Here is a 25704-nt window from a genome sequence, read left to right on the forward strand (position 1 = left end):
CTACTGCAATACGAAATTGGTGAACAGCAACTGGTCGACGACCGGCTTGCCGACTTCCTTCTGCGCCACTTCCTGAACCACTGCGGTGGCCTTCTGGCGCAGCATTTCCTGCCCCACCGGGCTGCCAGCCAGGGTGTCGAAGCCTTGCCCGGAGAACATCATCACCAGGTTGTTGCGGATCACCGGCATGTGCACCTTGAGGGCGTCCAGGTCAGCCTGGCTGCGCGCTTGCAGGGTGATGCTCACCTGCATGTAGCGCTGGCGGCCGTTCTGGTTGAAGTTGACCACGAAGGCCGGGGCCAGCGCTTCGTAGATAGCCGCTGGCTTGACGTTGCTGGCTGCAGGATCGGCGGCCGGGGCCGGCTCGCTCTTGTGCATGATGAACCAGGTAGCGCCCACCGAAAGGCCGATCGCCAGCAACAGGCCCACTACCGCCAGCAGGATCAGCTTAAGTTTGCCTTTAGTGGCGGGGTCTTTGACTGCTTCGCTCTTCGCCATGCCAATAATCCGTCGTCCATCGGGGGTTCAAGGGAGGATGGCTTGGCTTGAGCAAGTGTTATGCCAGTTTTTGGCTGGAGGGATGGGATGGGGCTTAGAGGGGTTCGCCGGTAGATGTGTTGCGCTTGTGAGATCGAGCGCCGCCCGCGCGGCGCTTCGCAGCACAAGGCTGCTCCTACATCTGTTTCGGACCAGTCACTCCTGTGAGTTCACCTCTGTCCGCCTTGTTTGTTCCATTCAATATCGAGGGAGGGCGCGGCTGCTTTTCATCAATCCTCAGCCATGCACCAAGGCTGCAACCCACCTGGCACAGGAGATATTGGCCCGAAACAGATGTAGGAGCAGCCTTGTGCTGCGAAGCGCCGCGCGGGCGGCGCTCGATCTAACAGGCGCAAAAAACCTTAAGGCATGCACCCCGCATCACGCGTAATAATCGACCGCACTGTCGCCAACAACCACCTGCTGCTCCACAGGCCGGGCGCTATCGACTGCCTCTGCCCCGCCCTGCTCGGCCCGGCGCGCCGCCACCCCGGACAGGTTGCTGCCCTGCGCCTGCCCCTGCTGCTGTTGTTGCTGCCCACGCGACTGGTCGGCCACGTTGACATCCGGCTGTGCCAGCCCCTGCTGGGCGAACAGCTCGCGCAGGCGGTGCACCTGGCTGTCGAGGGCGTCACGCACGCCGGCGTGGCCGCTGATGAAGGTGACTTGTGTCGACTGGTCCGTCGCAACATTGACGCGAATGTCCAGGCGGCCCAGTTCCGCCGGCTCCAGCTGGATATCCGCCGATTTGAGGTTCTGGCTGGACAGGTACATGACCCGGTTGACCAGGCCCTCGGCCCAGGCGTTCTGGTTCATCGGCAGCGGTTGGTGCAATGGGCTGGCATTGGCCGGCACGGCATTGGCGGTCTTGGCCGTGGCGGCCTGGGTCAGGTTGGCCAGGCGGTTGGCGAAATCGTCTACGCGTGTATCGCTGCCAGCGCTCTTGGTGTCTTTCAGGCCATCTTCGAGCAAGCCAGCAAAGGCCTTGTCGCCAGGCTCGCCCGTTTCACCCTCGGCATTCTCGACCAGATTCGCCAAGGTATTGACGGCCATCTGCCCCTCTTCGCCCTGAGCCTGCGAAGGGTCCAGGGCATGCGCCGAGGTCGCTCCCTTGGCCTGGGCGCTTTGTTCCAGCGCCAGGCGCAGGGTCGGCAGGTTGGCCAAAGGGTCGGCGTCAGGGTCGAAAGCTTCCTCGGCGGCCGCCTCCTCGGGCAGCTCGGCGGTGACCTGCGCCTGCGCCGCGGCGGCCTGCAACACCGGCGCCACCGCTTCGGCCTGGGCCTGGATCAGTTGTGCGCCAGGCTGGGCGTCGGTGACCTGGCCGGCAACCAGGCTGGCATCGCGCAAGCCGGTGTCGGCCTGGGCCTGATCGTCGGCTGGCAATTGTTTGCCGTCATCGGCAACCGCGGGTTTGTCGGCAGCGGCTTTCTTGCCGCCCTGCGCCGCCTCGGGCTTGTCCTTGGGCTTGGCCTCGGCGACCTTGTCGTCCTGCCCGGCGGCCTTGTCGCGGCCCTGCCGGGCCATCACCTGGCCGAAGCCGTCGCCCTTGTCGCCCGGCGCCTGCAGCGGCTTGTCGGCCTGTGCGGTGGCCGAACGCGAGGTGTTGGCAATGGCGTTGCCTTGCAACAATGGGTTGGGTGCGACAGGCATCGAGCGGTCTCCGCGCCAGAAACAAAAAAATCATCCAGCCAGAGACAGGCAAGACTCGCGCCAAGTCGTGTTTCAACCCGCCGAAATACGCTGCTGCTCACCCCGGTAGAAGCGCTGCACCTCGACGAACTCCAGGTCGATGCGGTTGATCAGGTCCTCGATGCCATACAGCGGGGGCCGCCGCGCGCGCTCCTCCAGCTGCTGGCACAGGCTGGCCAATGCAACCGCGCCCATGTTGCTGCTGCTGCCCTTGAAACTGTGGGCTGCAGAACCGAGCTCTTCGGCACTTTTGGCCGCGTGCAGCTGGCCCAGGCGCCGTTCGGAGTCGTCGAGAAAGGTTTGCACCAACTGCAGGTAGCCATCTTCCATGACCTCACGCAGGTCACTGAGTACCTTGTGGTCAATATGCATGTCAGTCACTTGTTCACTCCTTGATCAAGCCAGATTATGCCCGAGCCAACCCGTGGCTCACCAGACGAACTCCACATGCGCGCAACGCCCGCCCTCACTCCAGTGCGCGCTGCTGGCCAGCCGCTGCACCAGGTTCAGGCCTCGCCCGCTCAGCCCCTGCTCCAGCGAGGGCCGCGACAGCACCCGTTGCACATCGAACCCCGCACCACTGTCACGGACCTCGATCATCAGACGCCCGCCGTCGGCTTGCGGTTCAACCTTGAAATCGATGCGCACGTAACCGTCGGTCAGTACCCCAAGGCGCCGGGCGCGCTCCTGATAATAGTCGGCAAAGCCCTGTACATCGCGCTTGAGTTGAGAGTCCAGGCCCAGCACGCCGTGCTCCAGGGCGTTGGAATACAGCTCGCTGAGCACGCTGTGCAGGTTGCCGGTACGCGCGCGCAGGCCATGAATCTCCTGCAACAACTGCACCAGGTACGGCACCGGGTTGAAGCGCTTCAGGCTCTGGCCACGCACCTCGAACCCCAGCGACCAGTCCAGCGGGCTGGAGCGGCCACTATCAGAGTAGATCATCGGCGCCGGCACCCGCTCCTCGGCGCTGAACATGCGAATGTCGCACAGGCTGATGTCATCGCGCGGGCGCCCGCCAAAGCGCTCCAGGGCCTGCATCACTTCGTCGAACAACCGCACCGGGTCCCGGTTGTCGGCCAGCACCCTGCGCAGGCGCTGCACACCAAACAGGCGTTCCTGGTCGTCGGCGGTGTCCAGCACGCCGTCCGACAGCAGCAGCAGGCGCTCGCCCGGCGCCAGCGGCAACACTTCGGTACTGTCATCGAAACGCTCGGCGTCCAGGATGCCCAGCGGCAGGTGTCGCGAAGTCAGCGCCGACAGCACCTGGCCATCCACTGCCAGGCGATAGCCATCAGGCATGCCGCCGTTCCACACTTCCACCGAACCGCGCTGCATGCTGAGGTTGAGCAGCAGCGCACAACAGAACATGTCCACCGGCAGGATACGTTTGAGCTTGGCATTCATCTCGCGCAGGATCTGCGCCATGCCGTAACCCTTGGCAGTCATGCCGTAGAACACTTCGGCCAGCGGCATGGCGCCTACCGCCGCCGGCAGGCCGTGGCCGGTGAAATCGCCAAGCAGCACGCGCATGTCGCCGGACGGGGTGAACGCGGCCAGCATCAGGTCGCCATTGAACAGCGCATAGGGCGATTGCAGGTAGCGGATGTTGGGCGCGGCCAGGCAGCCGGAGTGGGCCACCTTGTCGAACACCGCCTTGGCCACCCGCTGCTCGTTGAGCAGGTGGTGGTGGTGCCGGGCAATCTGGTCGCGCTGCTCCAGCACGGTGGCCTGCAGCCGGCGCAGGCGGTCCATGGCGCGGATCTTGGCGCCGAGAATTACCGCACTGTAGGGCTTGGCCATGAAGTCGTCGCCCCCGGCCTCCAGGCAGCGCACCAGGCCTTCCTCCTCGTTCAATGACGTCAGGAAAATGATCGGCACCAGCGCTTCGCCGGCCAGCGCCTTGATCTGCCGCGCCGCCTCGAAGCCATCCATCACCGGCATCAGCGCATCCAGCAGCACCAGTTGCGGGCGCCGCTCGACGAACAGCGCCACCGCCTGCTCGCCGTTTTCCGCGGTGAATACCTGATGGCCCTGACGGCGCACGATCTGCGCCAGCAGCAGGCGGTCGGCGGCACCGTCTTCGGCGACCAGCACGGTCAACGCCTGTTCGGCCGGCATGTCGGCGCTCAACTGATATCGAAGAGTTTTTCGAAATTGGAGATGGCGAGGATCTTGCGCACATCGGAGCTGGCATGCACCACACGCACATCCGACTCATCGCCGCCCGCATGGTCACGCAGCAACAGCAGCATGCCGAGTGCGGAACTGTCGAGGTAGGTGGTGTCCTTCAGGTCGACGACCACCGAATCTGGCCGGCCGGGATGGCGTTCGTAGGCGTCACGAAATTCCTGGTGCTTGCCGAAATCGAAGCGCCCCTTGATCTTTATCGTCAGCTTTTTCCCGTCCTGCGAAAAATCAGTCTCGACTGCCATGCTAGCGATTCCTTCGATGATGGCGGATGCAACTCCTTAAAGGTTTAGCAGGCGATGGCGGGGGTGGCAAGCATGCCATTCCCACAGGCGGTGCACCCAGTGTAGGAGCGGCCTTGTGTCGCGAAAGGGCCGCAGAGCGGCCCCGGCGATATTTGCTGCGAAGCTGAAATCCTGGGGCCGCTGCGCGCCCCTTTCGCGACACAAGGCCGCTCCTACAGGGTACCGCGCAAGCCCAATGGGCAGCTTAAAGGTGATTCTGCCGCGGCAGACGTTGTGACAGCTCGTCGAGCAAGCGCTGCTCGCGCTTGTCTTCGGCGCGCCGGGCTTCGTCCAGGTAGCGCTGCACCAGCTTGCGCAAGCCTTCCACCCGGGCATAGGCCTGCTGCCAGGTGCCGCGTGCGTTGTCGAGGTTGTTCTGGTGCCAGACCAGGCTCTGGCGCTGCTGGGTCATGGCCGTTTCCAGTTGCCCGAGGAAGCGCTGGTAATTGACCAGCCAGCTGCCATTGACCCCCTGCCCGCCACGGTTGATCCACTGCAGTTGGTAATCCTCGCGAAACCGCTCGAGTTCGGCCAGCTTGGCCTGGGCCGTGGCCACCTGCTGCTGGAAATGCCCAAGGCGCTGGGCAGCCTTGCGCTCGGCCTCCTCGGCCATGTCCACCACCGGCGCCAGGCGCGCGGCGCGTCCGGGCAGCGCCATGATCTATCAGCCGGCCGGGGGCGTGAAGATCGCCCCCAACTGGTCGCGGCTTTGCGCCATCCCCACGTTCTCGCGCAGGCCCTGACGCAGAAACTCCACCAGCTTCGATTGCAGGGCAATGGCCAGGTCGGTTTCCGGGTCGCCACCGGCCACATAGGCACCCACGCTGATCAAGTCGCGGCTCTGCGACAGGCGCGACCACAACTGCTTGAACTTCTGCGCCTGGCGCAAATGGTCGGCATCGACCACCTGGGGCATGACTCGGCTGATCGAGGCTTCGATGTCGATGGCCGGGTAATGGCCTTCCTCGGCCAGCCGCCGCGACAGCACGAAGTGGCCATCGAGTACACCACGCGCCGAGTCGGCAATCGGGTCCTGTTGGTCGTCGCCCTCGGACAACACGGTGTAGAACGCGGTGATCGAACCACCACCTGGCTCGCCGTTGCCGGCCCGCTCCACCAGTTTGGGCAGCTTGGCGAACACCGACGGCGGGTAACCCCGGGTGGCCGGCGGCTCGCCGATGGCCAGGGCAATTTCACGCTGGGCCTGGGCAAAACGGGTCAACGAGTCCATCAGCAACAGCACGTTCTTGCCCTTGTCGCGGAAGTACTCGGCAATACGTGTGCAGTACATGGCGGCCCGCAGGCGCATCAGCGGCGCATCGTCGGCGGGCGAAGCGACCACCACCGAGCGCTTGAGGCCTTCCTCACCAAGGATATGCTCGATGAATTCCTTGACCTCGCGGCCCCGCTCGCCGATCAGGCCGACGACGATGATCTCGGCTTCGGTGAAGCGGGTCATCATGCCCAGCAACACCGACTTGCCCACACCGGTACCGGCGAACAGGCCCAGGCGCTGGCCGCGACCGACGGTGAGCAGGCCATTGATGCTGCGAATGCCCACATCCAGTGGCTTGCTGATGGGGTCGCGGTTCAACGGGTTGATCACCGGGCCGTCCATCGGCACCCAGTCCTCGGCCTTCATCCCGCCCTTGCCATCCAGCGCGCGGCCGGCGCCGTCGAGCACCCGGCCGAGCATGCTCATGCCCATGGGCAGGCGGCCGCCGTCATCCAGCGGCACCACCCGGGCGCCGGGGGCGATGCCGACGATGCTGCCGACCGGCATGAGGAATACCTTGGGCCCGGCAAAGCCCATGACTTCGGCCTCCACCTGCACCGGGTGGTAGCTGTCGTCGTTGATTACCAGGCAGCGACTGCCGACTGCAGCGCGCAGGCCTTCGGCTTCCAGGGTGAGGCCGACCATACGCAGCAGGCGGCCTTCGACGATGGGCTGGGCCGGCAGCTCGATGGCCTCGGCATAACTGCCCAGGCGCTTGCCGAAACTGGTGCGCTTAAGGTGCATCGGGGGTATCCACCGGGCGGTCCAGGTCAACGGACATATCCGCTGCCGCCGGGTGCAGCGAATGGTCGTGCAACTGGTCGAACAGTTGTGCCACGGTTTTCTCGATGCGGGTTTCCATGGTTGCGTCAATGCGGCTGTGCGCGGTCTCGATACGGCAGCCGCCTGGTAGCAGTGCGCTGTCCTCGAGCAGCCGCCAGCTTTCCTCATGGCGCTCGCGCAGGGCCTTGGCCAGCTCGAAATCCTGCGGGTTGAGGTGGATGCGGATATTGTCCGCGCCCATGGGCAGCAGCTTGAGCGCTTCGCGCAGTACCTGGGTGATCTGGCTGGAATCGCCCCGCAGTTCGCGACCGATTACCTGGCGGGTCATGTGAGCCACTAGGTGGACCAGGGTTTTCTCGATCTGCGTGTCCTGCTCGGCGATCGGCTCCATCAGGTTGGTCATCAGCCGGTCGAGGCTTTCCAGCTTGGTCTTCAGGGCCTCTTCGGCCTCCTGGCGGACCTTGAGCTGGGTGCTATGGAAGCCCTCGCGCTCACCGGTGGCGAAGCCTTCGTTGTAGGCCTCCTGGCGGATGGCCTCGAGTTCTTCCAGGGTCAGCGGCTGGACTTCTTCCAGCGGCACTTCCTCGACTTCTTCCTCGATTACCTCGGGTTCCGGCTCCGGTTCGGGCTCAGGCTCCGGTTCCGGGTCGAAGCTGGGCAGCGCCCATACGTCCACGCCCTCGAGGTCGCGGGCGCGGATCAGGTCGCTGGGGTGATGTTCTTTGGTGGACATGTTTTCAGGTACTCAACGCATGTTCGACCAACGCGGGTCTCTGTGGGAGCGGGCATGTCGAGGCGTCGAACCGCCGCGAACACGGGCAACGCCCGTGCCATCCACCGCGGCGCCTGCTTCGCGGGCACGCCCGCTCCCACAAGGTCAACGGTGGGTTCACCATCAGTGTCAGATCATTTCCTCGGCACCCTTGCCGCCGAGCACGATCTCGCCGGCCTCGGCCATGCGGCGGGCGATGGTGAGGATTTCCTTCTGCGCCGTTTCCACGTCGCTGACCCGCACCGGCCCCTTGGCTTCCAGGTCGTCGCGCAACAGCTCCGAGGCACGCTTGGACATGTTCTTGAAGATCTTGTCCTTGACCCGCTCGTCGGCGCCCTTGAGCGACACCACCAGCACGTCGGACGAGACTTCGCGCAGCAGCGCCTGGATGCCTCGGTCGTCGACGTCGGCCAGGTTGTTGAAGACGAACATCAGGTCTTCGATCTGCTCCGACAGGTCGCTGTCGATCTCGCGGATCGCGTCCATCAGTGCACCTTCCACCGAGCTGTCGAGGAAGTTCATGATGTCGGCGGCGCGCTTGATGCCGCCCAAGGTGGTACGCGCTGCGTTGGAGTTGCCCGAGAACTGCTTCTCGAGGATCTGGTTCAGCTCCTTCAGCGCCGCTGGCTGCACGGTGTTCAGCGACGACACGCGCAGGACGATGTCCAGGCGCACCTTGTGGTCGAAGTTGCTCAGCACTTCGCCGGCCTGGTCGGGGTCGAGGTAGGCAACCACGATGGCCTGGATCTGCGGGTGCTCGTAGCGGATCACGTCGGCAACGGCGCGCGGCTCCATCCACTTCAGGCTGTCCAGGCCGCTGGTGTTGCCACCGAGCAGGATGCGGTCGACCAGGCCGTTGGCCTTGTCCTCGCCCAGGGCCTGGTTGAGCATCTTGCGGATATAGGCATCGGAGCCCACGCCCAGGCTGGTCTGGTCGCCGACGATTTCGACGAACTCGCTCATCACCTGCTCGACCTGTTCACGGTGCACATTGCCCATCTGCGCCATGGCCACACCCACCCGCTGCACTTCCTTGGGCCCCATGTGTCGCAGCACCTGGGCGGCATCGGTCTCGCCCAGCGAAAGCAGGAGGATCGCCGCCTTGTCGACGCGGCTCAGCTTGGCGGTAACGGCTCGGTTATCACTCATCGGCGTTGATCCACTCTTTCACGACCTGGGCAACGCGGCCCGGGTCTTCGGCCACCAGGCCTTTGATTGCGTTGAGCTGTGCCTCGTAACCCTCGTTCGGGCTAGGCAGCAGAATGCTTGTCGGGCCACCCAGACTGACGCGGTCGTTGGCCAGTTCGCCATCCAGACCCATCATGCCGCCCAGCTCCATGTCGCTATCCGGGGCAGCCTGCTTGCCGCCCCCTGTAATGTTGTTCAGCACCGGGCGCAGCACACCGAACACCAGCACCAGGATGAACACCACGCCCAGCACTTGCTTGACGATGTCCCAGAACCACGGCTGCTGGTAGAAGGCGATGTCGGTGATCTCTTCGCCGCGGTCGGCGGCGAACGGCACGTTGATCACCGTCACGCTGTCGCCACGGCTGGCGTCGAAGCCGACCGCGTCCTGTACCAGGCGAGTGAAGCGTGCCAGGTCCTCGGCACCCCATGGCGCACGGGTGGCGTCGCCGGTGGCCGGGTCGATCTTGACCTGGTCGTCCACCACCACCGCCACCGACAGGCGGGTCATGCGCCCCTGCTGCTGGCGGGTGTGGCTGATGGAACGGTCCAGCTCGAAGTTCTTGGTGCTTTGCTGGCGCTTGTCCGACGGGTACGGCGCGAGCATCGGCTGGCCGGTGGCCGGGTCCATGATCTGCTGGCCGTTGGCATCCACCAGCGGCTGGCCAGGCTGGATGGCCGCGGCCGGGGTAGCGGCACCACCGGTGGTCTGCGGTGCCGAGGCCGGGCCTGGCGGCTGGTTGCTCAGCGCACCGGGCACACCTTGCGGGCCCTGGCTGCTGGCACGTTGTTCATCGACCGACTGCTCGCTGCGCAGCGCCGGCTGGTCTGGGTTGAATTGCTCGGAGGTGGACTCGACCGCACTGAAGTCCAGGTCGGCGGACACTTCGGCCTTGTAGCGGTCATTGCCCAGCACCGGCTGCAGGATGTTGTGCACCCGCTGGGTGAGCATGCTTTCCACCCGGCGGCTGTAGTCGAACTGTTTGCCTGCCTGGGTCAGGGCGGTGTCCTGGATCTGCTCGGACAGCAGGTTGCCCTTCTGGTCGACCACGGTGACCTGGGACTTGTCCAGTTCCGGCACGCTGGTGGCCACCAGGTTGACGATGGCCATCACCTGCCCGGCTTCCAGGGCACGGCCCGGGTACAGCTCGACCAGTACCGAGGCGCTGGGCTTGCGTTCGTCACGCACGAACACCGAGCTTTTCGGGATGGCCAGGTGCACGCGCGCACCCTTGACGTTGTTCAGGCTGGACACGGTACGCGCCAGCTCGCCTTCCAGGCTGCGACGGTAACGGGTGGCTTCCATGAACTGGCTGGTGCCCAGGCCCTGCTCCTTGTCGAGCAACTCGAAGCCGACGTTGCCATCGCTTGGTGCCACGCCGGCGGCCGCCAGTTTCAGGCGCGCACGGGAGAGGTCGTCGGCCTTGACCAGCAGAGCACCGGAATTGGGCTCGACGTTGTAGGGGATGTCGGCGGCGGCCAGGGTGTCCATGACCTGCTTGGTGTCCATGCCCGCCAGGCTGCCGTACAGCGGACGGTAATCGGGTTGTTGCGACCACAGCACCACGGCAAAGCCGATCGCCACGCTGGCGGCCAGGCCGACCAGAAGGCCGATCTGACGCAGCATGGGCATCTGCGCGATGTTTTCCAGAAACGCCATGCCGAACAGCGGCGGCTTGGCCGCTGGCGGGCCGCTTTTGGCAGGGGGGTTGTCGACGACTGCTTCAGCCATGGTTTACGTCCGTCCTCAAACCGGCATCTGCATGATGTCCTGGTACGCCTGGACCAGCTTGTTGCGTACCTGGGTCAGGGCCTGCATCGACACGCTGGCCTTTTGCGAAGCGATCATCACGTCGGTCAGGTCGACGCCACTCTTGCCGATCTCGAAAGCGTTGGCCAACTGGGTCGAAGCCTGCTGCGTCTCATGCACCTTGCCGATGGCCTGGCCGAGCATGTCGGCAAAGGTACTTTGCCCGGGTGCCAACTCGGGGGCAGCGGCCACCTTGGGCAGCGACATGGCATCGGCCTGCATGGCCCGCATGTCCAGCATCAGACGATTGAATTCAACACCTTGGCTCATGACCCTTCTCTCTCCTGCGGCCGCATTTTTTTTGACAGTGATGCGGCGAATAGCCAACCTAAAGCAACAAAGGTGCCAGCCTTGGGAATCACCGCCCCGTGCGCTTGCGCGATCTTTGTAGGAGCGGCCTTGTGTCGCGACAGGGGCGCGGAGCGGCCCCACATCTGCGCTTCGCCGCCGATATCGCCGGGGCCGCCTTGCGGCCCTATCGCGACACAAGGCCGCTCCTACAGGGGGCGCATCTGCAGCGGCTGCAGTGTCAATCAGCCGAACAGGCTGGCCTCGACGTCAAACCCGGCATCGCGCATCTGCGCCAGCTTGTAGCGCAGGGTACGCGGGCTTATCCCCAGGCGTTCGGCGGCCTCTTTGCGGCGGCCGCGCTCGGCGCGCAGGGTGTCGATGATCATCTGGTACTCATGGCGACGCATGTCATCGCCCAGCCCGCCGGGCTCGGCCACCACCTCGGATGATGGCTCTATGCCAGCTGACAATGGAATGGCGCCCGCCAGACAAAAATCCGCCGCCTCGATCACCCCGCCCTGCTGCAGGATCAGCGCCCGCTGCAGGGCGTTGTCCAGTTCGCGTACGTTGCCCGGCCAGGCATACGCCTGCAGGCAGACTCGGGCCTGGGGCGACAGGTGCACCGGGCCGTGCTTCATCTTCGCCACGTGACGCGCCAACAGGCGCTCGGCCAGTTGCAGGATGTCACCCGGGCGTTCGCGCAGCGGGCACCAGGCCAGGGGGAACACCGACAGGCGGTAGTACAAATCTTCACGGAAACGCCCGGCCGCCACTTCGCCAGCCAGGTCACGGTTGGTAGTGGCCAGCACGCGAATATCCAGGCTTATGGGCTTGCGCCCGCCCACCCGTTCCACCTCGCGCTCCTGCAGCACGCGCAGCAGCTTGGCCTGCAAGGCCATTGGCATTTCCGAGATTTCATCGAGCAGCAAGGTGCCACCTTCAGCCTGCTCGAACTTGCCTGCCTGGGCAGCGATGGCACCGGTGAAGGCACCCTTCTCGTGGCCGAACAGGGTGGCCTCGAGCATGTTGTCGGGGATGGCAGCACAATTGATCGCCACGAAGGGCTGCGCCGCCCGCGGCGACTGCTGGTGAATGAAGCGCGCCAGCACTTCCTTGCCGGTACCGGATTCGCCGGAAATCAGCACGGTCGAGTCACTGCGCGCCACCCGCGCGGCCAGCTCCAGCAACTGTCGACTGGCCGGCTCGCAGGCCACCGGGCCTTCCTCTTCAGCCACGCGCCCGGCGGCATGCCGCTCGACCAGGCTGAGCAAGGCCTTGGGTTCGAATGGCTTGACCAGATAGTCGACAGCCCCTTGGCGCATTGCCTCGACGGCACGCTCCACCGCGGCATGCGCGGTCATCAGCAACACGGGCAGTTGCGGTTGCTGGCGGCGCAGCTGGGCCAGCAGTTGGTGCCCATCCATGCCAGGCATGTTCACATCGCTGACCACCAGGCTGAAGGCCTCCTCCAGCACCGCTTCCAGCGCTTCTTCGGCACTGCCCACCGCCTGGTAGGCGAAGCCGCCGATTTCCAGGGTATCGCCCAGCGCCTGGCGCAATACGCGGTCGTCCTCGACCAGCAGCACCTTGATCGCCATTACATGCCCTCCGCCAGTTGCCCGTCGATCAACGGCAGCTCCACCCGCACACAGGTACCACGGCCAACCTTCGAGCGCAGGCGCAGCGTACCCTGGTGCGCGCGCACCACGGCCTTGACCACGGCCAGGCCCAGGCCGGTGCCGGTAGTCTTGGTGGTCAGGAACGGTTCGCCCAGGCGGCCGAGCAGCTCGGCATCGATGCCACTGCCGGCGTCGCTTACACACAGCTGCAGGCTGCGCTCGCGGCGGAACAGGTGCACCTTCAGTCGCGCCGGGCCGTCGCTGGCTTGCAGCGCATTTTCGATCAGGTTGAGCAATGCACCAACCAGGGTGTCCCGGTTGCACAGCAGCTCACCCAGGTGGCTGTCACACTGCCAGCGCACGGCGTGCCCTTGCACATGCGCCTGGGCAGCCTGCTGTAGGGCCTGGAACAAGGCTTTTGGCGTGACTCGGTCATTCAGCGGCAGTTCGCCACGGGCGAATACCAGCATGTCGCGCACCTGGTGTTCCAGCTCATGCAGGCGCTCCTTCAGGGTGCCGGCAAAGCGCTGGCGGGTTTCCGCGCCCAGCTCTTGTTCGGGATCAGCCAGGTGGCTGGCGTAGAGCATTGCCGCGGACAGTGGCGTGCGGATCTGGTGAGCCAGCGAGGCGACCATGCGCCCCAGCGAAGACAGGCGCTCGTGGCGAGCCAGCTGGTCTTGCAGGCGACGGGTTTCGGTCAGGTCGTTGAGCAACACCAATTGACCAGGCTCGGCATCCAGCGAACGGGTGGCGATGGACAAACGGCGGCCGTCGCGCAGCGAGACTTCGTGACCGTCATCCTTGCGCGGGGCAAAGCTGCGGGCGATCACCTGGCGCCACAGCTGGCCGACCAGCGGCTCGCCGAACAGTTCGCAGGCGGCCGGGTTGGCTTCGCGTACCAGGCCCTGGCCATCGATCACGATCACCCCGCCGGGCAGCAGGTCCAGCAGGTTCTGCAGGCGGTTGGCCAGGCGTTCCTTTTCGCTCAGTTCATCGATGCGCTGGGCGCTGACCACCGCCAGCTCGCCCTTGAGTTCGCTGACCCGGGCTTCGAGCAGGCTGTAGGACTGGCTCAGTTGGCTGGACACCTGGTTGAACAGCGCGAAGGCTTGTTCGACACCCTGGCGGCTGTCCTGCTCGACCGGGGTTTGCCCCTGCGGATCGGGGGCTAGGGATACGTGGGCGGCCTGGGGCATCGTGCTCTCTCGCGTGGCTGACCGTCATAAAAACGGTGTGTTGCCAGCGGTGTAGCAATAGCCGTGCCGGAGATGGGGTTTAATGCAGGGCTTGAGATTTGTGGTGGGGCGCAAATCGAGCGCCCCGCGGGTATATGCCTTGACACTTTCTGCGCCTGTGAGACCGAGCGCCGCCCGCGCGGCGCTTCGCGGGTATTCGCCTTGACACTTTCTGCGCCTGTGAGATCGAGCGCCGCCCGCGCGGCGCTTCGCGGGTATTCGCCTTGACACTTTCTGCGCCTGTGAGACCGAGCGCCGCCCGCGCGGCGCTTCGCGGGACAAGCCCGCTCCCACATTTGTTGCAACGTGGCCATGCCTGTGGGAGAGGCGTTGCCCGCTTTGGCGGAGTGTTTGAGACCGGCGAGACGGCGTAGCGCCAGCCGGGGAAACCGAGCCAAGGCAACAAGGCTGACAACCATGGCCTGACAGGTTCGGCACGTTGCAACAAATGTGGGAGCGGGCTTGCCCCGCGAAGCGCCGCGCGGGCGGCGCTCGATCTCACAGGCGCAGAAAGTACAACGGCAAACACCCGCGAAGCGCCGCGCGGGCAGCGCTCGTTCTAACAGGCACCATCAAGGCCAAGCCAAACACTCCGCCCCAGCCGTCAATCCTCCGCCTGCTCCTCGCCGCCCTGGCGGCTCATGCCGTACTTGCGCATCTTCTCGACCAGGGTGGTACGACGTATACGCAAACGTTCAGCCGCGCGCGCAACGATACCGTTGGCATCGTCCAGCGCCTGCTGGATCAGGCCCTGCTCCAGGCTACCCAGGTAGTCCTTCAGGTCCAGGCCTTCAGGTGGCAGCATGGCGTGGTTGCTGAAGTTCGGCGTATGGCCGTTGATCGCCACGCGCTCTTCCAGGTCGCTACGCAGGCTGTCGACCATCTGCTCGTCTTCGTCATCGACGTAACGGAATTTCTTCGGCAGCTCGGACACGCCAATCACCCCGTACGGGTGCATGATCGCCATGCGCTCGACCAGGTTGGCCAGCTCGCGAACGTTGCCCGGCCAGCCGTGGCGACACAGCGACATGATCGACGCGGAGTTGAAGCGGATGGACCCGCGCTTCTCGTGCTCCATGCGCGAGATCAGCTCGTTCATCAGCAGCGGGATGTCTTCCACCCGCTCACGTAGTGGCGCCATCTCGATGGGGAACACGTTCAGGCGGTAGTACAGGTCTTCGCGGAACGTGCCCTCCTCGATCATGGTCTCGAGATTCTTGTGGGTCGCGGCAATGATGCGCACATCGATGCTCTGGGTCTTGTTGCTGCCCACGCGCTCGAAGGTACGCTCCTGCAGCACGCGCAACAGCTTGACCTGCATCGGCAACGGCATGTCGCCGATTTCGTCGAGGAACAGGGTACCGCCGTTGGCCAGCTCGAAACGCCCGGCACGGCTGGTGATCGCCCCGGTGAAAGCGCCCTTCTCGTGGCCGAACAGTTCGCTTTCCAGCAACTCGGCCGGGATCGCGCCGCAGTTGACCGGCACGAATGGCGCCTCGCGGCGCTTGGAATGGTAGTGCAGGTTGCGCGCGACCACTTCCTTGCCGGTGCCGGACTCACCCAGGATCAGCACGCTGGCATCGGTATCGGCCACCTGCTGCATCATCTGCCGCACGTGCTGGATGGCACGGCTGGTGCCGACCAGGCTGCGGAACAGGTTGGGTTCGCGCTGGCGGCCACGCTCGCGCGCCTGGTCGTACATCTCGCGATAGACCTGGGCACGGTGCAGCGAATCCAGCAGCTGGCTGTAGCTTGGCGGCATTTCCAGGTTGGAAAGCACCCGGCGGCGAAGGTCTTCCGGGAACTCAGCAGAAGAAATTTCACCTAAAAGCAGAACCGGAAGGAACTCATCCCACCCAGTCACTGTCTTAACGAGCCCAAGCACACTGCCCGGGGCATTTACAGTGCCGATAAGCACGCACAGCACTTCGCGACTCGAAGACAACGGCTCGACCACTTGCTGCCAGTCCTGGCTGGAGCAAGCGAGGTTTTCTTCGCCGAGGAAGTTAAGCACCACCGCCAGGTCGCGGCGGCGTGCGCTGTCGTCGTCGATCAGCAGAATCTTGGTTTCACGCCACATGCAATAGCAACTTCCCTAGTCATATCGGCGCCCGAGGGCGTGCTCGACATCATTCCGACTGAATGGTCAGTGTTCGGACGTCTGAAATTCGAAAACAGCCACTAGTAAAGTCAAAAACTTAAAGGCAGTCAAATTTATGGCGCCGAAGCGTTGCATTCTGGCCAGCTTCAGCTGAACAGATGGTATACCTTTGTGGCGTGTTTCGCTTGGTTGATATTCGACATTTGTGTGACCAAGGATTGACGCTCGTCACTTGCAACGTCGATTAGCTGACGATAAACCGCCATCAACGCTTCCAGATTTGCCCGCACTGCGGCTTCATCCCCCTGCCCTTCCTGCAGCACTTCATCCATCAGCGCCCGACACGCCAGGTCGAGCTCACCAATGGCCGCCCAGTCGCGCGCTTGCAGGGCCTGGCTCAGGGCCAGACGGGTATCTTCAATTTGCTGCAACGCGCTCATAGGGGTGTCCTCAGGGTGTTATTGCTCGGCGGTGGCGATGGCGTCCCAGCCGCTTTTCACAGTGATCATCAGCTGTGCGACTTCATCGATCATTGCCGGGTCACTGTGCAGGTTGGCCTGGGTCAGGCGACGGGCCATGTAGTCGTACAGGCTGTCCAGGCGGTCCAGTTCGTCCGGGTTGTCGGTCTTTTCCTTGTCCAGGCCTTCACGCAGGCCGCCGATGATGTCGATGGCCTTGCCCAGCATCAGGCCCTTCTGCGCCACGTCGCCGCGCGCGATAGCACCCTTGGCCTGGGCCATGCGATCGAGCGAGCCTTCCATCAACATCTGCACCAGGCGGTGCGGAGTGGCTTCGGAAATCTGGGCGTGGGAATTGACCTTCTGGTACTGGCGAAGGGCTCTCATCGGGTGCATGGGGGATCCTCAGTGAACGGGGCTGCTGGACAGGGGCCGCATACTTACTACATCGGCCCTGCCCCGATTTTCTTTAGTGCGGTCAGTCGTCGCTGTTGGCTTTGTTCAGTGCATTCAGCGTGGTCATGACGCTGTCACTGGTAGCCTTGAGCTGAGCAACCATGGTGTCCATGGCGTTGTATTTCTTGGTCAGGGTTTCGGTCAGCGACTCGATACGGCGGTCCAGTGCGGTTTGCGCCTCCTCCAGCTCTTTAAGCTGGTTGGTCAGGCTGGTCTGGCGCGAGGCGAGGATACCACCGGTTTTGGTGTACTCCTCCGTGGTGCTCGTCATCCGGCTCAGCAGACCATCCTTGCCAGTAAAGAGGCTGCCAATGTCAGCACCGTAACTCTTGACTGCACTATCCCACTTGGTGTCATTGAACTCGAGCAAACCGGTCTTCTGCACGGTGTTGATACCGAGCTGCGACAAAGTACGCAGGCCGCCACTTCCCATACTGCGACTGATTTCGCTACGCATTGCATTGACCAGCGAACGCATGGTGGCATCACCGGTCAGCGCCGCAGAGCCTGTGGCAGCGCCATCGGCGCCTGTGGTGACCTTGGTCTGGGTATTGATGGCAGTCATCAGTGCGTTGTAAGCGGTGACGAACGATTGCACGGAACTCTTTAGCGTGTCGTTGTTGCTGATAACCGAAAGACTGGCCTTACCTTCCTTGACCAAGGTGATGTCGACACCACTGACGGCGCCAGTAACAGTATTAGAGGCGGACTCCAGCTCCAGCCCATCAAGGGTGTACTTGGCATTTTGCGGCTTGGCGATAGTAGTCACGCCGGTGGCCATGCTGGCGTCGCCGCCCAGTGTCAACTCGGTGCCCTCGCCCATCTTGGTCGAAGAAAAAATGAGCCGCGAACCACTGGCGTCGGTAACGATGTTCGCGGTTATGCCCTTGGACTGCAGCTGCCCATTGATCGTGTCGCGAGCCTGTTGCAAGGTCGCGCCGTTGGCGATGGTCACGCTATGAGTGGCGCTGCCCTGACTGATGGTCAGGGTTTGCGACTCACCCGAATCGTTAACGATGGTCGACGTTTTGTCGTAGACCTGGGTAGAAATTTTCGAAGCCGTTGCCAACTGGGTAACTTCCAGCGCGTAGCTACCCGACGAAGCCCCATCCCCCAGCTTGATCTTGGCGATAGCTTCATCAGACGATGAAGATGCCAAACCAGAGAAACTCGAAGCCGTGTTCAGCTTGGTGATGGCGGCACGGAAAGTGTCCAGTGCACTTTTGATGGTACCGATGGCCGACAGCGAGGTAGTAGCCGTGGTGGTTTGGGTGTTGATCTGCTTCTGCTTTGGCGCCTTTTCGGCATTGGCCAACGCCGCCACGATCTCATCGATCTTAAGACCCGAACCCAGGCCGGTAATAGTTGAACTCGCCATCTTCACTCTCCATTTCGGTGACCGTCGAAAATCCGACGAAAACGCGTCCGTGCGGCTTTACAACAAAAGCCGTGCCAATCAGGCCTGAGTATCAAACAACAGGCTATTGGCATCCCTCAGGTTTTCCGCCAGTTTCAGCGCTACTTCGGAGGGCAGCTGACGGATGACTTCGCCGCTTTGGCGGGCTATGACCTTGACCACCACCTGACCGGTGGAGTCATCGATCGAAAAGTCGAGTTGTCGCTCTGAAGCCTTGACGAAGTCCTGGATGGCGCTGACGGCGCTTTCCAGGTCTTGCCCGGCTGCAGGCTTGGAATCTTTGTCGACCGGCTCGTTGGCTGCCGGGTCGCTTGCTTGCCGCTTGCTCGTCGTAGTGTCGTGCGCAGCGGAGGCGGGATAGGACAGGCCCAGTTTCACGCTCATATCCATGTCTTACACCTCTTTTTACTGGAAAGACGAAAGGGTACGTCACCGTACCCTTCGTCAAACTACTCAGCTTTTGGTATTAGCCCAGCAGTTTCAGTACCGACGACGGCAGCTGGTTGGCCTGGGACAGGATCGCGGTGGAAGCCTGTTGCAGGGTTTGCTGCTTGGTCAGCTCGGCGGTTTCCGAAGCGAAGTCGGCGTCCTGTACACGGCTGCGGGCAGCGGTGGAGTTTTCCGAGATGCTGTTCAGGTTGGCTACGGTGCTGTCGAAGCGGTTTTGAACGGCACCCAGCTGGGCGCGCTGGCTGTCGATCTGGGCGATGGCAGCGTCCAGAGCCTGGATCGCTTTCTGCGAGTTATCAGCAGAAGTGATGCTCAGGTTGGAAACAGTGGTTTCCTGAGTGATTGCAGTGGTGCTGTTAGTAGTAGCCAGCCCCAGAGCGGCCAGACCAGTACCTTGGCTACCGTCAGCGACAGTGATGTCCTTGTCGGAGAAGAGCTTCAGGGTGTTGTCAGCGTTCTTGCTGGCGGTTACGCCAGTGCTCGCGGTGTTGATGGACGTAATAATAGCGTCCAGAGTGTCGCCCTTCTTGAACTTAACTTCAGTACCGTTCAGAGAAATGGAGGTATCCGCAGTCAGCTTAGCCTCGGTGGTACCAGCGGACAAACCCACTTTGGCCAATGCGCCTTGACCAGCAGTACCTGTGCCATTAGTGAGATTGATGGCTTTGCCATCGATGGAACTCAGCTGCAGGCGGCCTTCGCTGCTCAAGGTAGCGGAGACGCCAGTATTGGTGGTTTCGTTATTGATGGCGGCGAGAACGTCATCCATATCTTGGCCAGCGGTCGCGCCGATGTTAGTGCCATTGATATTGAAAGAAATGTCAGCAGGGAAGCCGGTACCCTGGGTGACAGTCGCGTTCGCAGCAAAACCACCAGTTGCGGCCGGAGTCACGCTACCAACTGCGGTTGCAGTAAAGGTGGAAGCCGAGCTCATTACGATTTTGCCGGTACCATCGTCAGCAGCGCTTACACCAGTGGTGCCAGTTTGAGCATTGATTTTGCCAATTACACTAGCGGTGTCGTCGTTTTCGTCGAGAGTGATCGGAGTTGCAGCACCGTTAAGAGTCAGCGCTACAGTTTCACCAGCTGCTGGTGCGGTGAAGGTCACCGCTGCAGCCGAATAGTTAGTGGCGGCAGGGGCAACAGCACCAGTTACTACAGCCGAAAGGTCCGTAGCAAGACCATCAGTTTTAGCTTCGCTGAACGAACCTTTCAGGCCAGTAGCGCTGATGTCGGTCATACCGAACGAAATGGTTTCGTTGGCGCTGGAACCAATCTGGAAGCCAACGTTCTGGAACGAACCGTCCAGAATGTTACGGCCACCGAAGGTGGTGGTGTTGGCGATACGAGTCAGTTCGCCGGTCAGAGCAGTGAATTCCTGCTGCAGGGAAGTACGGTCGTCATCGCTGTTCGAACCGTTAGCCGACTGCAGGGCCAGTTCGCGCATACGCTGCAGAATGCTGGTCGATTCCTGCATCGCGCCTTCAGCGGTCTGGGCGATGGAGATGCCGTCGTTGGCGTTCTTCACGGCAACGCTCAGGCCTTTGATCTGGCTGGTCAGACGGTTGGCGATCTGCAGGCCAGCGGCGTCGTCTTTGGCGCTGTTGATTTTCAGGCCAGAGGACAGGCGGGACATCGAGGTACCCAGCGCGTCGGAAGCACGGTTCAGGTTCTTCTGAACGCCCAAGGAGGTGATGTTGGTGTTAACGGTCAAAGCCATGACGAATTCCTCGTTGTATGGATACTGCGGCTTCCGGCCCTGGCGACAGCCGGGTGTGGCCTAGAGAACCTTCGTAATAGTTATCGTCGGGTGCGCGGGTTGCTTGAGGGCGTTTTTGAAAAAAAAATGCTGGCATGGGGCCAGCCCTGAGAAATCAAGGGGTTAGGGGCGGTTTATTGGCGTCAAAAACCGTGTAAGAGCAGGCTAAATGCCATACCCCAGTAGCACCACCGCTCCCACAGGGAGTGGCGCAGGCTTTCAGGTTTTTGAGCTGGACAGTTACCCCACAGAGCCTGAAGTGAGGCCAGACATTTTTTCAGGTATGAAAAAAGCGCCGGGCGGTGGCCGCCGGGCGCTTTTTTTGGACTGCTGGGGGATCAGTCGCGGTACAGGATGGCCGAACCCCACGACAGGCCCACGCCAAAGCCGCTGATCGCCACGCGCTTCCAGCTGCCGTCGAGCATGTGCTTCTGCAGCAGCAGCGGCACGCTGGACGACACGGTGTTGCCGGTTTCCAGCATGTCCTTGACGAACTTTTCCGGATGGTCCTCTTCGAAACGCCGGGCCACGGCATCGACAATCGCCGCACTGCCCTGGTGGATGCAGAAGGCATCGATATCCGAAGACTTCAGGCCGCTGGCATCCAGCAGCTCGTGCAGATGCGCCGGCACCTTGACCAGGGCGAAGTTGAACACCTGGCGGCCGTTCATGAAGAACTTGCCGTCACTCACCTTGAGGTGCTCGGCACCGGAACCGTCGGTACCGAAGCGCGCCTGGCCCAGGTTCCAGACCGCGTTTTCACCCATCCAGGTGGCCGTGGCGGCATCACCGAACAACATGGTGGTGTTGCGGTCTTCCGGGTCGACGATCTTCGAATACGGGTCGGCGGTGATCAGCAGGCCGTTCTTGAGCCCTGCCGCTTCCATGAAGCCCTTGATGGCGTACAAGCCGTACACGTAGCCCGAGCAGCCCAGCGACACGTCGAACGCCGCCACGCGGGTGGACAGGCCGAGCTTGCTCTGGACGATGGCGGCGGTGTGAGGCAGGCCTTCTTCGTCACCGTTCTGGGTGACCACGATCAGCGCATCGATCGATTGCGGGTCGAGGTCGGGATTGCTGGCGAACAGCGCCTGGGCGGCTTCCACGCACAGGTCGGAGGTTTCCTGCTCGGCGGCCTTGCGCGGCAGGAACGAGGCGCCGATCTTGCCGAACATGAACTCTTCGTCCTTGCCGAACTTCGCACCCTGGACGTAGTTGTCCAGACCAGCGGTGGGCACGTAACTCGCGATGCTTTTGATGCCAATCATTCTGGCTTCCCAATGAAAACAGCCAAAGACCACCACTCGATGAATTGAGGGCGCCAAATACCGGAGCGTCACCGCTGGGGGTTGAAGGCAGTGCTCGCCTGCGCACCGGTAACAAAATGCTGCAACAGCTGTTGCATAGAATACAGGGAAGATGACCGTTTTGACTCATTGGTCACATTGAAATGCTACGAAAGCCGTGCGGAAGGTGTGGGGACTGTGGAATTCGGGAGTGACCGGGCGGATACAACACCTGCGGGGTAGGCCTTCTGTCGCGTAAATCGGCAAAAAGCATCCCACAGGTAAGTGGGATCCTGAAACCTGCTCGACACCTGTGGGAGCGGGTTCACCCGCGAAGCAGGCGACGCGGTGGATGGCACCGGCTGCGCCGGTGTTCGCGGGTAAACCCGCTCCCACAGGGATCGCGCCAGCTTCCAGAAATTGAGCAGGGCAGCAGCGCCCACCAGGGCGAGCGCTCCAGCCTGCCAGGTGACCGATCAGATCTTGTCGAAGAGGCTCAGCTGCGAAATGCGCGCAAAGGCCAGCTGCGAGGCTTCGAGCATGGCTTGCTGCAGGGTCAGCTGGATGGTCGCCGAGGCCATGTCGGTGTCACCAATGGCACTTTGCGTGCTTTTGTTGGCCAAGCCCAGGCTTTCGTTCTCCTGTGCCTGAATTTCCAGCGAGTTGGCCCGCGCACCGATGGAGCCACGGGTAATGTCGATGCGGTCACGGGCACTGGCCAGGTTGGAGATCGCCGAGTCGGTGGCAGTTTTCAGCGCAGCCTGCGCCTCTGGTGAGTCCAGGGGCTTTTCCAGGGCACTGCGCAGCTGGCCCAGGGTGTCCAGCACGTTTTGCGAACGGTGGGTATTGGCATTGACCGAGAACTGGTCACCCTGTTCCGGTGCACTGTCGAACTGGTAGGTAACGCCGGCCACCGTGACCGCATTGCCCGCCCCTACCGTACCGGTAGCAATCGGCTTGCTATCGGCAGTGTACGGCTGCGCATACAGCGAATACTCCGTATCACTGGTGAAGCGGATCACCGCACCGTTGCTGGGGAAGGTGCTGCGGTAGGCATCAGGGTCGGTGATGCTGGTACCGGTCACCTGCGCAGTCGATGGGTTGCCAGCGCTGCGGGTGGCAGTCAAGGTGTCTGGCTTGGCTTCGAGGGTGAAAACGTGGCCAGCCACCACGGCGTCGGCATCATCGCCCTCTGCCAGGTTCAGGTTGATTTCGAAGTCGACACCCCGCAGCGAAATCATCTTGCCGCCTTCGGCGTTGACGTCGAACTTGCCCTTGCCCGCCGTTTCGGTGGTGATGTCGTTGCCGGCTGCGTCCTTCACGCTGTACTCGGTGGCACTGGTGAATGTGACGGTATAAGGCTGGCCAGCAGCAAACTGGTTGCTGTAGGTGGTGGCCGACGTCAGCAGGCCGCCAGAGAGCAGCACCTTGCCATCATCCGGCGACGGTGCCACCAGGTTCGACTGGGTGCGGCTGTTGTTGGTGGCCTGGTCGAAAATGCTGTAGCCGGTGTCGTTGGTCGCCAGGCGCAGGGTGTCGGACACCTGCAGGCTCAGCTGGGTCTGGTCGCCCTGGTAGCTGTAGGTGCCGTCGGCGTTGCGCACATAGGGTGGAGTCGACGACTTGGAGCCGCCGAACATGTAGTCGCCGTTGGCGTCGCGCGAGTTCAGCAGACCGAAGACGTTGGCTTCGATTTCCTTGATCTCACTGGCAATCGAGGTACGGTCGGCATCGCTCAGGCCACCGTTGCCGGCCTGAAGCGCCAGCTCGCTGGCGCGCTGCAGGGCATCGTTGATGGTCGACAGCACGCTCTCTTCCTGCAGCAGGGCGTTCTTGACCGTGGTCATGTTGCCGCTGTACTGGTCCAGCAAGGCGCTCTGTTGCTGCAACACCAGCAGGCGCGCAGCGCCGACCGGGTCGTCGCCGGCCGACTGGATGCGAGACTTGGAGGTAACCTGTTCGGTGATCTTGGCCAGGTTGGAGTAGTTCTGCGAGTAGCTGGTGGCGCTGGTCTCGTAGAACTGAGCAGTGGAAATGCGCACGGTAGTCTACTCCTTACAAGGCGTTGATCAGGGTGCTGAAGGTTTCTTGCGCCGCCTTGATGATCTGCGACGACGCCGTGTAGTAGTGCTGGAACTTCACCAGGCTGGCCGCCTCGTCATCGAGGTTGACGCCCGACACCGCACTTCTGCTTTCGGCGGCGGACTTGAACACCGCTTGGGTCGCCGTGGTATCGATGGCGGCCTGGCTGGCCTTGGCCCCTACCCGCTCGACCAGCGAGGCGTAGGCCGAGGTGAAGCTGGTGCCGGTGCCGGAGTTGGTGCCCACGGTCGACTTGGTCTGCAGGTCCAGCAGTGCGTTGGCGTTGCGGTTGTCGGCCTTGCCGTCGGCATTGAACGACAGGGTGAAGCTGTCGTTGGTAGCCGGGCTGCCGCCAATGGTGGTTTCGACGGCAAAGGTACGCGGATTGCCGCTGCCATCGAGAATCGGGTTACCGGACGCATCACGCATCGGCACGGCGATCGACAGCTTGTTGTCCTGCCCTGGCACCACGCTGCCGGTACCAATCTGGGTCCCCTTGGCATCGTAAAGCTTGTAGCCTTGCGAACCCCCGCTGGCGGCGTCGAACACCACGCGTACCGGCATCGAATCCCGTATCGCCTGCTGCACCAGCGCGGTATCGGCACCGCCATAGATGTCCAGCGATTCGCCCAGCGTTGGCTGGGTGATGGTGCCGGTGCCGCTGTTGCCGCTGCCCGCCGTGGCACTGATCGGCCCGGCGAAGGCCAGCTTGTTGGCATCGGTGAGGGTGGTGGTGATGCTGCCGGCTGCCGCACGGGTGGGGATCACCTTGAAGCTGTCCCCTGCCGCCAGGCCGCCGCCATTCAGCGACAGGCTGAAGCCATCGATCACCGGTGCCGGGTCGGCGCTGAGGTCGAAGGTGCCCATGTCGGTACCGTCCGAGCGACGCACGCTGTACTGGTTGGCGCTGGTGAACTTCACCTCGTAGTCGTAGGTGGTCAGCTTGCCACTGTCGGCAATGGTCACGTTGAGGTTGCCAGAGCCGGAGCTGTTGTTCGACGAGGCCAGGCTGCGCTGGGCAATGGCAGTGGCGCTGTTGATGCTGGAGAACAGCGAGCTGCCGAACTGGCCGTTGGCATCCAGGCCCTGGCCCAGTTGGCTGTTGATGCTGTCGGCGACCACCAGGGCAACGCGGCCCAACTCGTTCATCGACGGCATCAGGACGTCCTGGCGATAGCGCAACAGGCCGCCGATCGCGCCACCGCTCACCACCGAGGTCACGTCCGAGCTGAAAGAATCGTAGTTGATGCGCAGGCTGGCTTGGCTCTTGTCGGCAACACCAGGCTCGACCGACAGCGTGTTGGCCTTGTTACCGGTGACAAGCGACTGGCCACTGCCCAGGTACACGTCATAGTTGCCGTCACGCTCCTGCACGGTCACGCCGACCAGGTCGTTGAGCTGGCGCACTGCTTCGCTGCGTGCATCCAGCAGGCTGTTGGGAGTGCTGCCCGTGCCGCTGGCGGCAGCGATCTGCTTGTTGTACTCGGCAATGCTGGCGGTCAGCTTGTTGACCTGGCCGGCCATGGTGTCGAGCTGGGTGTTGATCGTGGCGTTCTGCTGGGTCAGCTGGCTGCTTACCGCGTTGAAACGGTTGCTCAGGGTTTGCGCCTGAGTCAGCAGCAGCTGGCGCGAGGCGACGTCACCAGGCTTGGCCGCTGCGGTCTGCAGCGCCGAGAAGAATGCGGTTAGAACCGAGCTGATGCCGGTGTCACGGTCGGCCAGCAGCTTATCGACGCTGGTGATCTGGTCCTGAAAGGCAACTGCGTCTGCCTGCAACGAGGTAGCCGTCTGCAGCTGGTTGTCCAGGTACGAGCTGTAGATACGGCGCACATCCGCCAGGGTGGTCCCAGTACCGAGGAACCCTGCGCCGATGTTGTGCGAAGGCCCCGCCGCCTGGATCGTCTGCTGCCGCGAATAGCCACTGGTAGCGGCGTTGGCGATGTTGTTACTGGTTACCGACAATGCCGCCTGGCTGGCACTCAGGCCACTCAGGCCGATGGAAATCAGGCTCGACATGATTT

At 62.9% G+C, this 25704-nt stretch carries 22 protein-coding genes; all 22 read right to left on the reverse strand.

The window, feature by feature from the left end; all coding sequences use genetic code 11:
- Positions 1 to 498 (reverse strand): flagellar basal body-associated protein FliL, encoded by a 498-nt coding sequence (gene fliL, locus C163_RS18400; RefSeq protein ID WP_025340078.1) that lies wholly within the window; start codon positions 496 to 498, stop codon positions 1 to 3.
- 420 nt (positions 499 to 918) lie between these two features.
- Positions 919 to 2187 (reverse strand): flagellar hook-length control protein FliK, encoded by a 1269-nt coding sequence (locus tag C163_RS18405; protein ID WP_025340079.1) that lies wholly within the window; start codon positions 2185 to 2187, stop codon positions 919 to 921.
- Between the two features lie 72 nt (positions 2188 to 2259).
- Positions 2260 to 2607, reverse strand: coding sequence for an Hpt domain-containing protein (locus C163_RS18410; RefSeq protein ID WP_025340080.1), 348 nt, complete (start codon positions 2605 to 2607; stop codon positions 2260 to 2262).
- Between the two features lie 48 nt (positions 2608 to 2655).
- Complete coding sequence (locus C163_RS18415) at positions 2656 to 4347, reverse strand: fused response regulator/phosphatase (RefSeq protein ID WP_025340081.1); 1692 nt, start codon at positions 4345 to 4347, stop codon at positions 2656 to 2658.
- Between the two features lie 8 nt (positions 4348 to 4355).
- On the reverse strand, positions 4356 to 4661 hold the full coding sequence (locus tag C163_RS18420; protein WP_025340082.1) for an STAS domain-containing protein: 306 nt from the start codon (positions 4659 to 4661) through the stop codon (positions 4356 to 4358).
- A 244-nt stretch (positions 4662 to 4905) separates the two neighbouring features.
- The gene (fliJ, locus tag C163_RS18425; RefSeq protein ID WP_025340083.1) at positions 4906 to 5358 is read right to left on the reverse strand and encodes a flagellar export protein FliJ; all 453 of its coding nucleotides are present in this window, start codon (positions 5356 to 5358) and stop codon (positions 4906 to 4908) included.
- A 6-nt stretch (positions 5359 to 5364) separates the two neighbouring features.
- Positions 5365 to 6720, reverse strand: a complete 1356-nt coding sequence (gene fliI / locus C163_RS18430; RefSeq protein ID WP_025340084.1) for a flagellar protein export ATPase FliI — start codon at positions 6718 to 6720, stop codon at positions 5365 to 5367.
- A complete protein-coding gene (gene fliH, locus C163_RS18435; protein WP_025340085.1) occupies positions 6710 to 7492 on the reverse strand; it encodes a flagellar assembly protein FliH in 783 nt (260 codons plus the stop codon). Before fliH ends, fliI begins: the two co-directional genes overlap by 11 nt.
- A gap of 168 nt (positions 7493 to 7660) precedes the next feature.
- Entirely contained in the window at positions 7661 to 8680 is a 1020-nt protein-coding gene (gene fliG, locus C163_RS18440) for a flagellar motor switch protein FliG (RefSeq protein ID WP_003257289.1), read from the reverse strand.
- A complete protein-coding gene (fliF, locus tag C163_RS18445) occupies positions 8673 to 10451 on the reverse strand; it encodes a flagellar basal-body MS-ring/collar protein FliF (protein ID WP_025340086.1) in 1779 nt (592 codons plus the stop codon). Before fliF ends, fliG begins: the two co-directional genes overlap by 8 nt.
- Before the next feature lie 15 nt (positions 10452 to 10466).
- Positions 10467 to 10799, reverse strand: a complete 333-nt coding sequence (fliE, locus tag C163_RS18450) for a flagellar hook-basal body complex protein FliE (RefSeq protein ID WP_013973606.1) — start codon at positions 10797 to 10799, stop codon at positions 10467 to 10469.
- A 263-nt stretch (positions 10800 to 11062) separates the two neighbouring features.
- On the reverse strand, positions 11063 to 12418 hold the full coding sequence (locus C163_RS18455; protein WP_025340087.1) for a sigma-54 dependent transcriptional regulator: 1356 nt from the start codon (positions 12416 to 12418) through the stop codon (positions 11063 to 11065).
- Positions 12418 to 13635, reverse strand: coding sequence for a PAS domain-containing sensor histidine kinase (locus C163_RS18460; protein WP_025340088.1), 1218 nt, complete (start codon positions 13633 to 13635; stop codon positions 12418 to 12420). Before C163_RS18460 ends, C163_RS18455 begins: the two co-directional genes overlap by 1 nt.
- 643 nt (positions 13636 to 14278) lie before the next feature.
- Positions 14279 to 15754, reverse strand: a complete 1476-nt coding sequence (gene fleQ, locus C163_RS18470; protein WP_015271222.1) for a transcriptional regulator FleQ — start codon at positions 15752 to 15754, stop codon at positions 14279 to 14281.
- 167 nt (positions 15755 to 15921) lie between these two features.
- A complete protein-coding gene (locus C163_RS18475) occupies positions 15922 to 16215 on the reverse strand; it encodes a hypothetical protein (RefSeq protein WP_023661008.1) in 294 nt (97 codons plus the stop codon).
- An 18-nt stretch (positions 16216 to 16233) separates the two neighbouring features.
- A complete protein-coding gene (gene fliS, locus C163_RS18480; RefSeq protein WP_025340089.1) occupies positions 16234 to 16629 on the reverse strand; it encodes a flagellar export chaperone FliS in 396 nt (131 codons plus the stop codon).
- A gap of 82 nt (positions 16630 to 16711) precedes the next feature.
- On the reverse strand, positions 16712 to 18067 hold the full coding sequence (gene fliD / locus C163_RS18485) for a flagellar filament capping protein FliD (protein WP_025340090.1): 1356 nt from the start codon (positions 18065 to 18067) through the stop codon (positions 16712 to 16714).
- A gap of 78 nt (positions 18068 to 18145) precedes the next feature.
- Positions 18146 to 18496 (reverse strand): flagellar protein FlaG, encoded by a 351-nt coding sequence (locus C163_RS18490; protein WP_025340091.1) that lies wholly within the window; start codon positions 18494 to 18496, stop codon positions 18146 to 18148.
- A 76-nt stretch (positions 18497 to 18572) separates the two neighbouring features.
- Positions 18573 to 20276: a flagellin gene (locus C163_RS18495; protein ID WP_025340092.1), complete on the reverse strand. Its 1704-nt coding sequence runs from the start codon at positions 20274 to 20276 to the stop codon at positions 18573 to 18575.
- Between the two features lie 377 nt (positions 20277 to 20653).
- Positions 20654 to 21583 carry a ketoacyl-ACP synthase III gene (locus tag C163_RS18500; protein WP_025340093.1) on the reverse strand — a complete coding sequence of 310 codons (930 nt, stop codon included), beginning with the start codon at positions 21581 to 21583 and terminating at the stop codon, positions 20654 to 20656.
- Between the two features lie 494 nt (positions 21584 to 22077).
- Positions 22078 to 23643, reverse strand: a complete 1566-nt coding sequence (locus tag C163_RS18505; RefSeq protein WP_025340094.1) for a flagellar hook-associated protein 3 — start codon at positions 23641 to 23643, stop codon at positions 22078 to 22080.
- Between the two features lie 13 nt (positions 23644 to 23656).
- On the reverse strand, positions 23657 to 25699 hold the full coding sequence (gene flgK, locus C163_RS18510; protein ID WP_025340095.1) for a flagellar hook-associated protein FlgK: 2043 nt from the start codon (positions 25697 to 25699) through the stop codon (positions 23657 to 23659).
- Between the last annotated feature and the right edge of the window lie 5 nt (positions 25700 to 25704).

This window comes from Pseudomonas sp. FGI182 (assembly GCF_000511325.1).
Classification (GTDB): Bacteria; Pseudomonadota; Gammaproteobacteria; order Pseudomonadales; family Pseudomonadaceae; genus Aquipseudomonas; species Aquipseudomonas putida_Z.

What these genes read in the sequence shown, in the direction of transcription:
- fliJ (WP_025340083.1), bottom strand. Translation starts at nt 5,358, where the DNA reads ATGGCGCTGCCCGGACGCGCCGCGCGCCTGGCGCCGGTGGTGGACATG.
- C163_RS18475 (WP_023661008.1), bottom strand. Translation starts at nt 16,215, where the DNA reads ATGAGCGCGTTGCAGCAAATTGAAGATACCCGTCTGGCCCTGAGCCAG.
- C163_RS18415 (WP_025340081.1), bottom strand. Translation starts at nt 4,347, where the DNA reads ATGCCGGCCGAACAGGCGTTGACCGTGCTGGTCGCCGAAGACGGTGCC.
- flgK (WP_025340095.1), bottom strand. Translation starts at nt 25,699, where the DNA reads ATGTCGAGCCTGATTTCCATCGGCCTGAGTGGCCTGAGTGCCAGCCAG.
- fliS (WP_025340089.1), bottom strand. Translation starts at nt 16,629, where the DNA reads ATGCACCCGATGAGAGCCCTTCGCCAGTACCAGAAGGTCAATTCCCAC.
- fliI (WP_025340084.1), bottom strand. Translation starts at nt 6,720, where the DNA reads ATGCACCTTAAGCGCACCAGTTTCGGCAAGCGCCTGGGCAGTTATGCC.
- fliH (WP_025340085.1), bottom strand. Translation starts at nt 7,492, where the DNA reads ATGTCCACCAAAGAACATCACCCCAGCGACCTGATCCGCGCCCGCGAC.
- C163_RS18460 (WP_025340088.1), bottom strand. Translation starts at nt 13,635, where the DNA reads ATGCCCCAGGCCGCCCACGTATCCCTAGCCCCCGATCCGCAGGGGCAA.
- fliF (WP_025340086.1), bottom strand. Translation starts at nt 10,451, where the DNA reads ATGGCTGAAGCAGTCGTCGACAACCCCCCTGCCAAAAGCGGCCCGCCA.
- C163_RS18405 (WP_025340079.1), bottom strand. Translation starts at nt 2,187, where the DNA reads ATGCCTGTCGCACCCAACCCATTGTTGCAAGGCAACGCCATTGCCAAC.
- fliD (WP_025340090.1), bottom strand. Translation starts at nt 18,067, where the DNA reads ATGGCGAGTTCAACTATTACCGGCCTGGGTTCGGGTCTTAAGATCGAT.
- C163_RS18420 (WP_025340082.1), bottom strand. Translation starts at nt 4,661, where the DNA reads ATGGCAGTCGAGACTGATTTTTCGCAGGACGGGAAAAAGCTGACGATA.
- C163_RS18500 (WP_025340093.1), bottom strand. Translation starts at nt 21,583, where the DNA reads ATGATTGGCATCAAAAGCATCGCGAGTTACGTGCCCACCGCTGGTCTG.
- fliG (WP_003257289.1), bottom strand. Translation starts at nt 8,680, where the DNA reads ATGAGTGATAACCGAGCCGTTACCGCCAAGCTGAGCCGCGTCGACAAG.
- C163_RS18490 (WP_025340091.1), bottom strand. Translation starts at nt 18,496, where the DNA reads ATGGATATGAGCGTGAAACTGGGCCTGTCCTATCCCGCCTCCGCTGCG.
- C163_RS18495 (WP_025340092.1), bottom strand. Translation starts at nt 20,276, where the DNA reads ATGGCTTTGACCGTTAACACCAACATCACCTCCTTGGGCGTTCAGAAG.
- fleQ (WP_015271222.1), bottom strand. Translation starts at nt 15,754, where the DNA reads ATGTGGCGTGAAACCAAGATTCTGCTGATCGACGACGACAGCGCACGC.
- fliE (WP_013973606.1), bottom strand. Translation starts at nt 10,799, where the DNA reads ATGAGCCAAGGTGTTGAATTCAATCGTCTGATGCTGGACATGCGGGCC.
- fliL (WP_025340078.1), bottom strand. Translation starts at nt 498, where the DNA reads ATGGCGAAGAGCGAAGCAGTCAAAGACCCCGCCACTAAAGGCAAACTT.
- C163_RS18455 (WP_025340087.1), bottom strand. Translation starts at nt 12,418, where the DNA reads ATGGCGATCAAGGTGCTGCTGGTCGAGGACGACCGCGTATTGCGCCAG.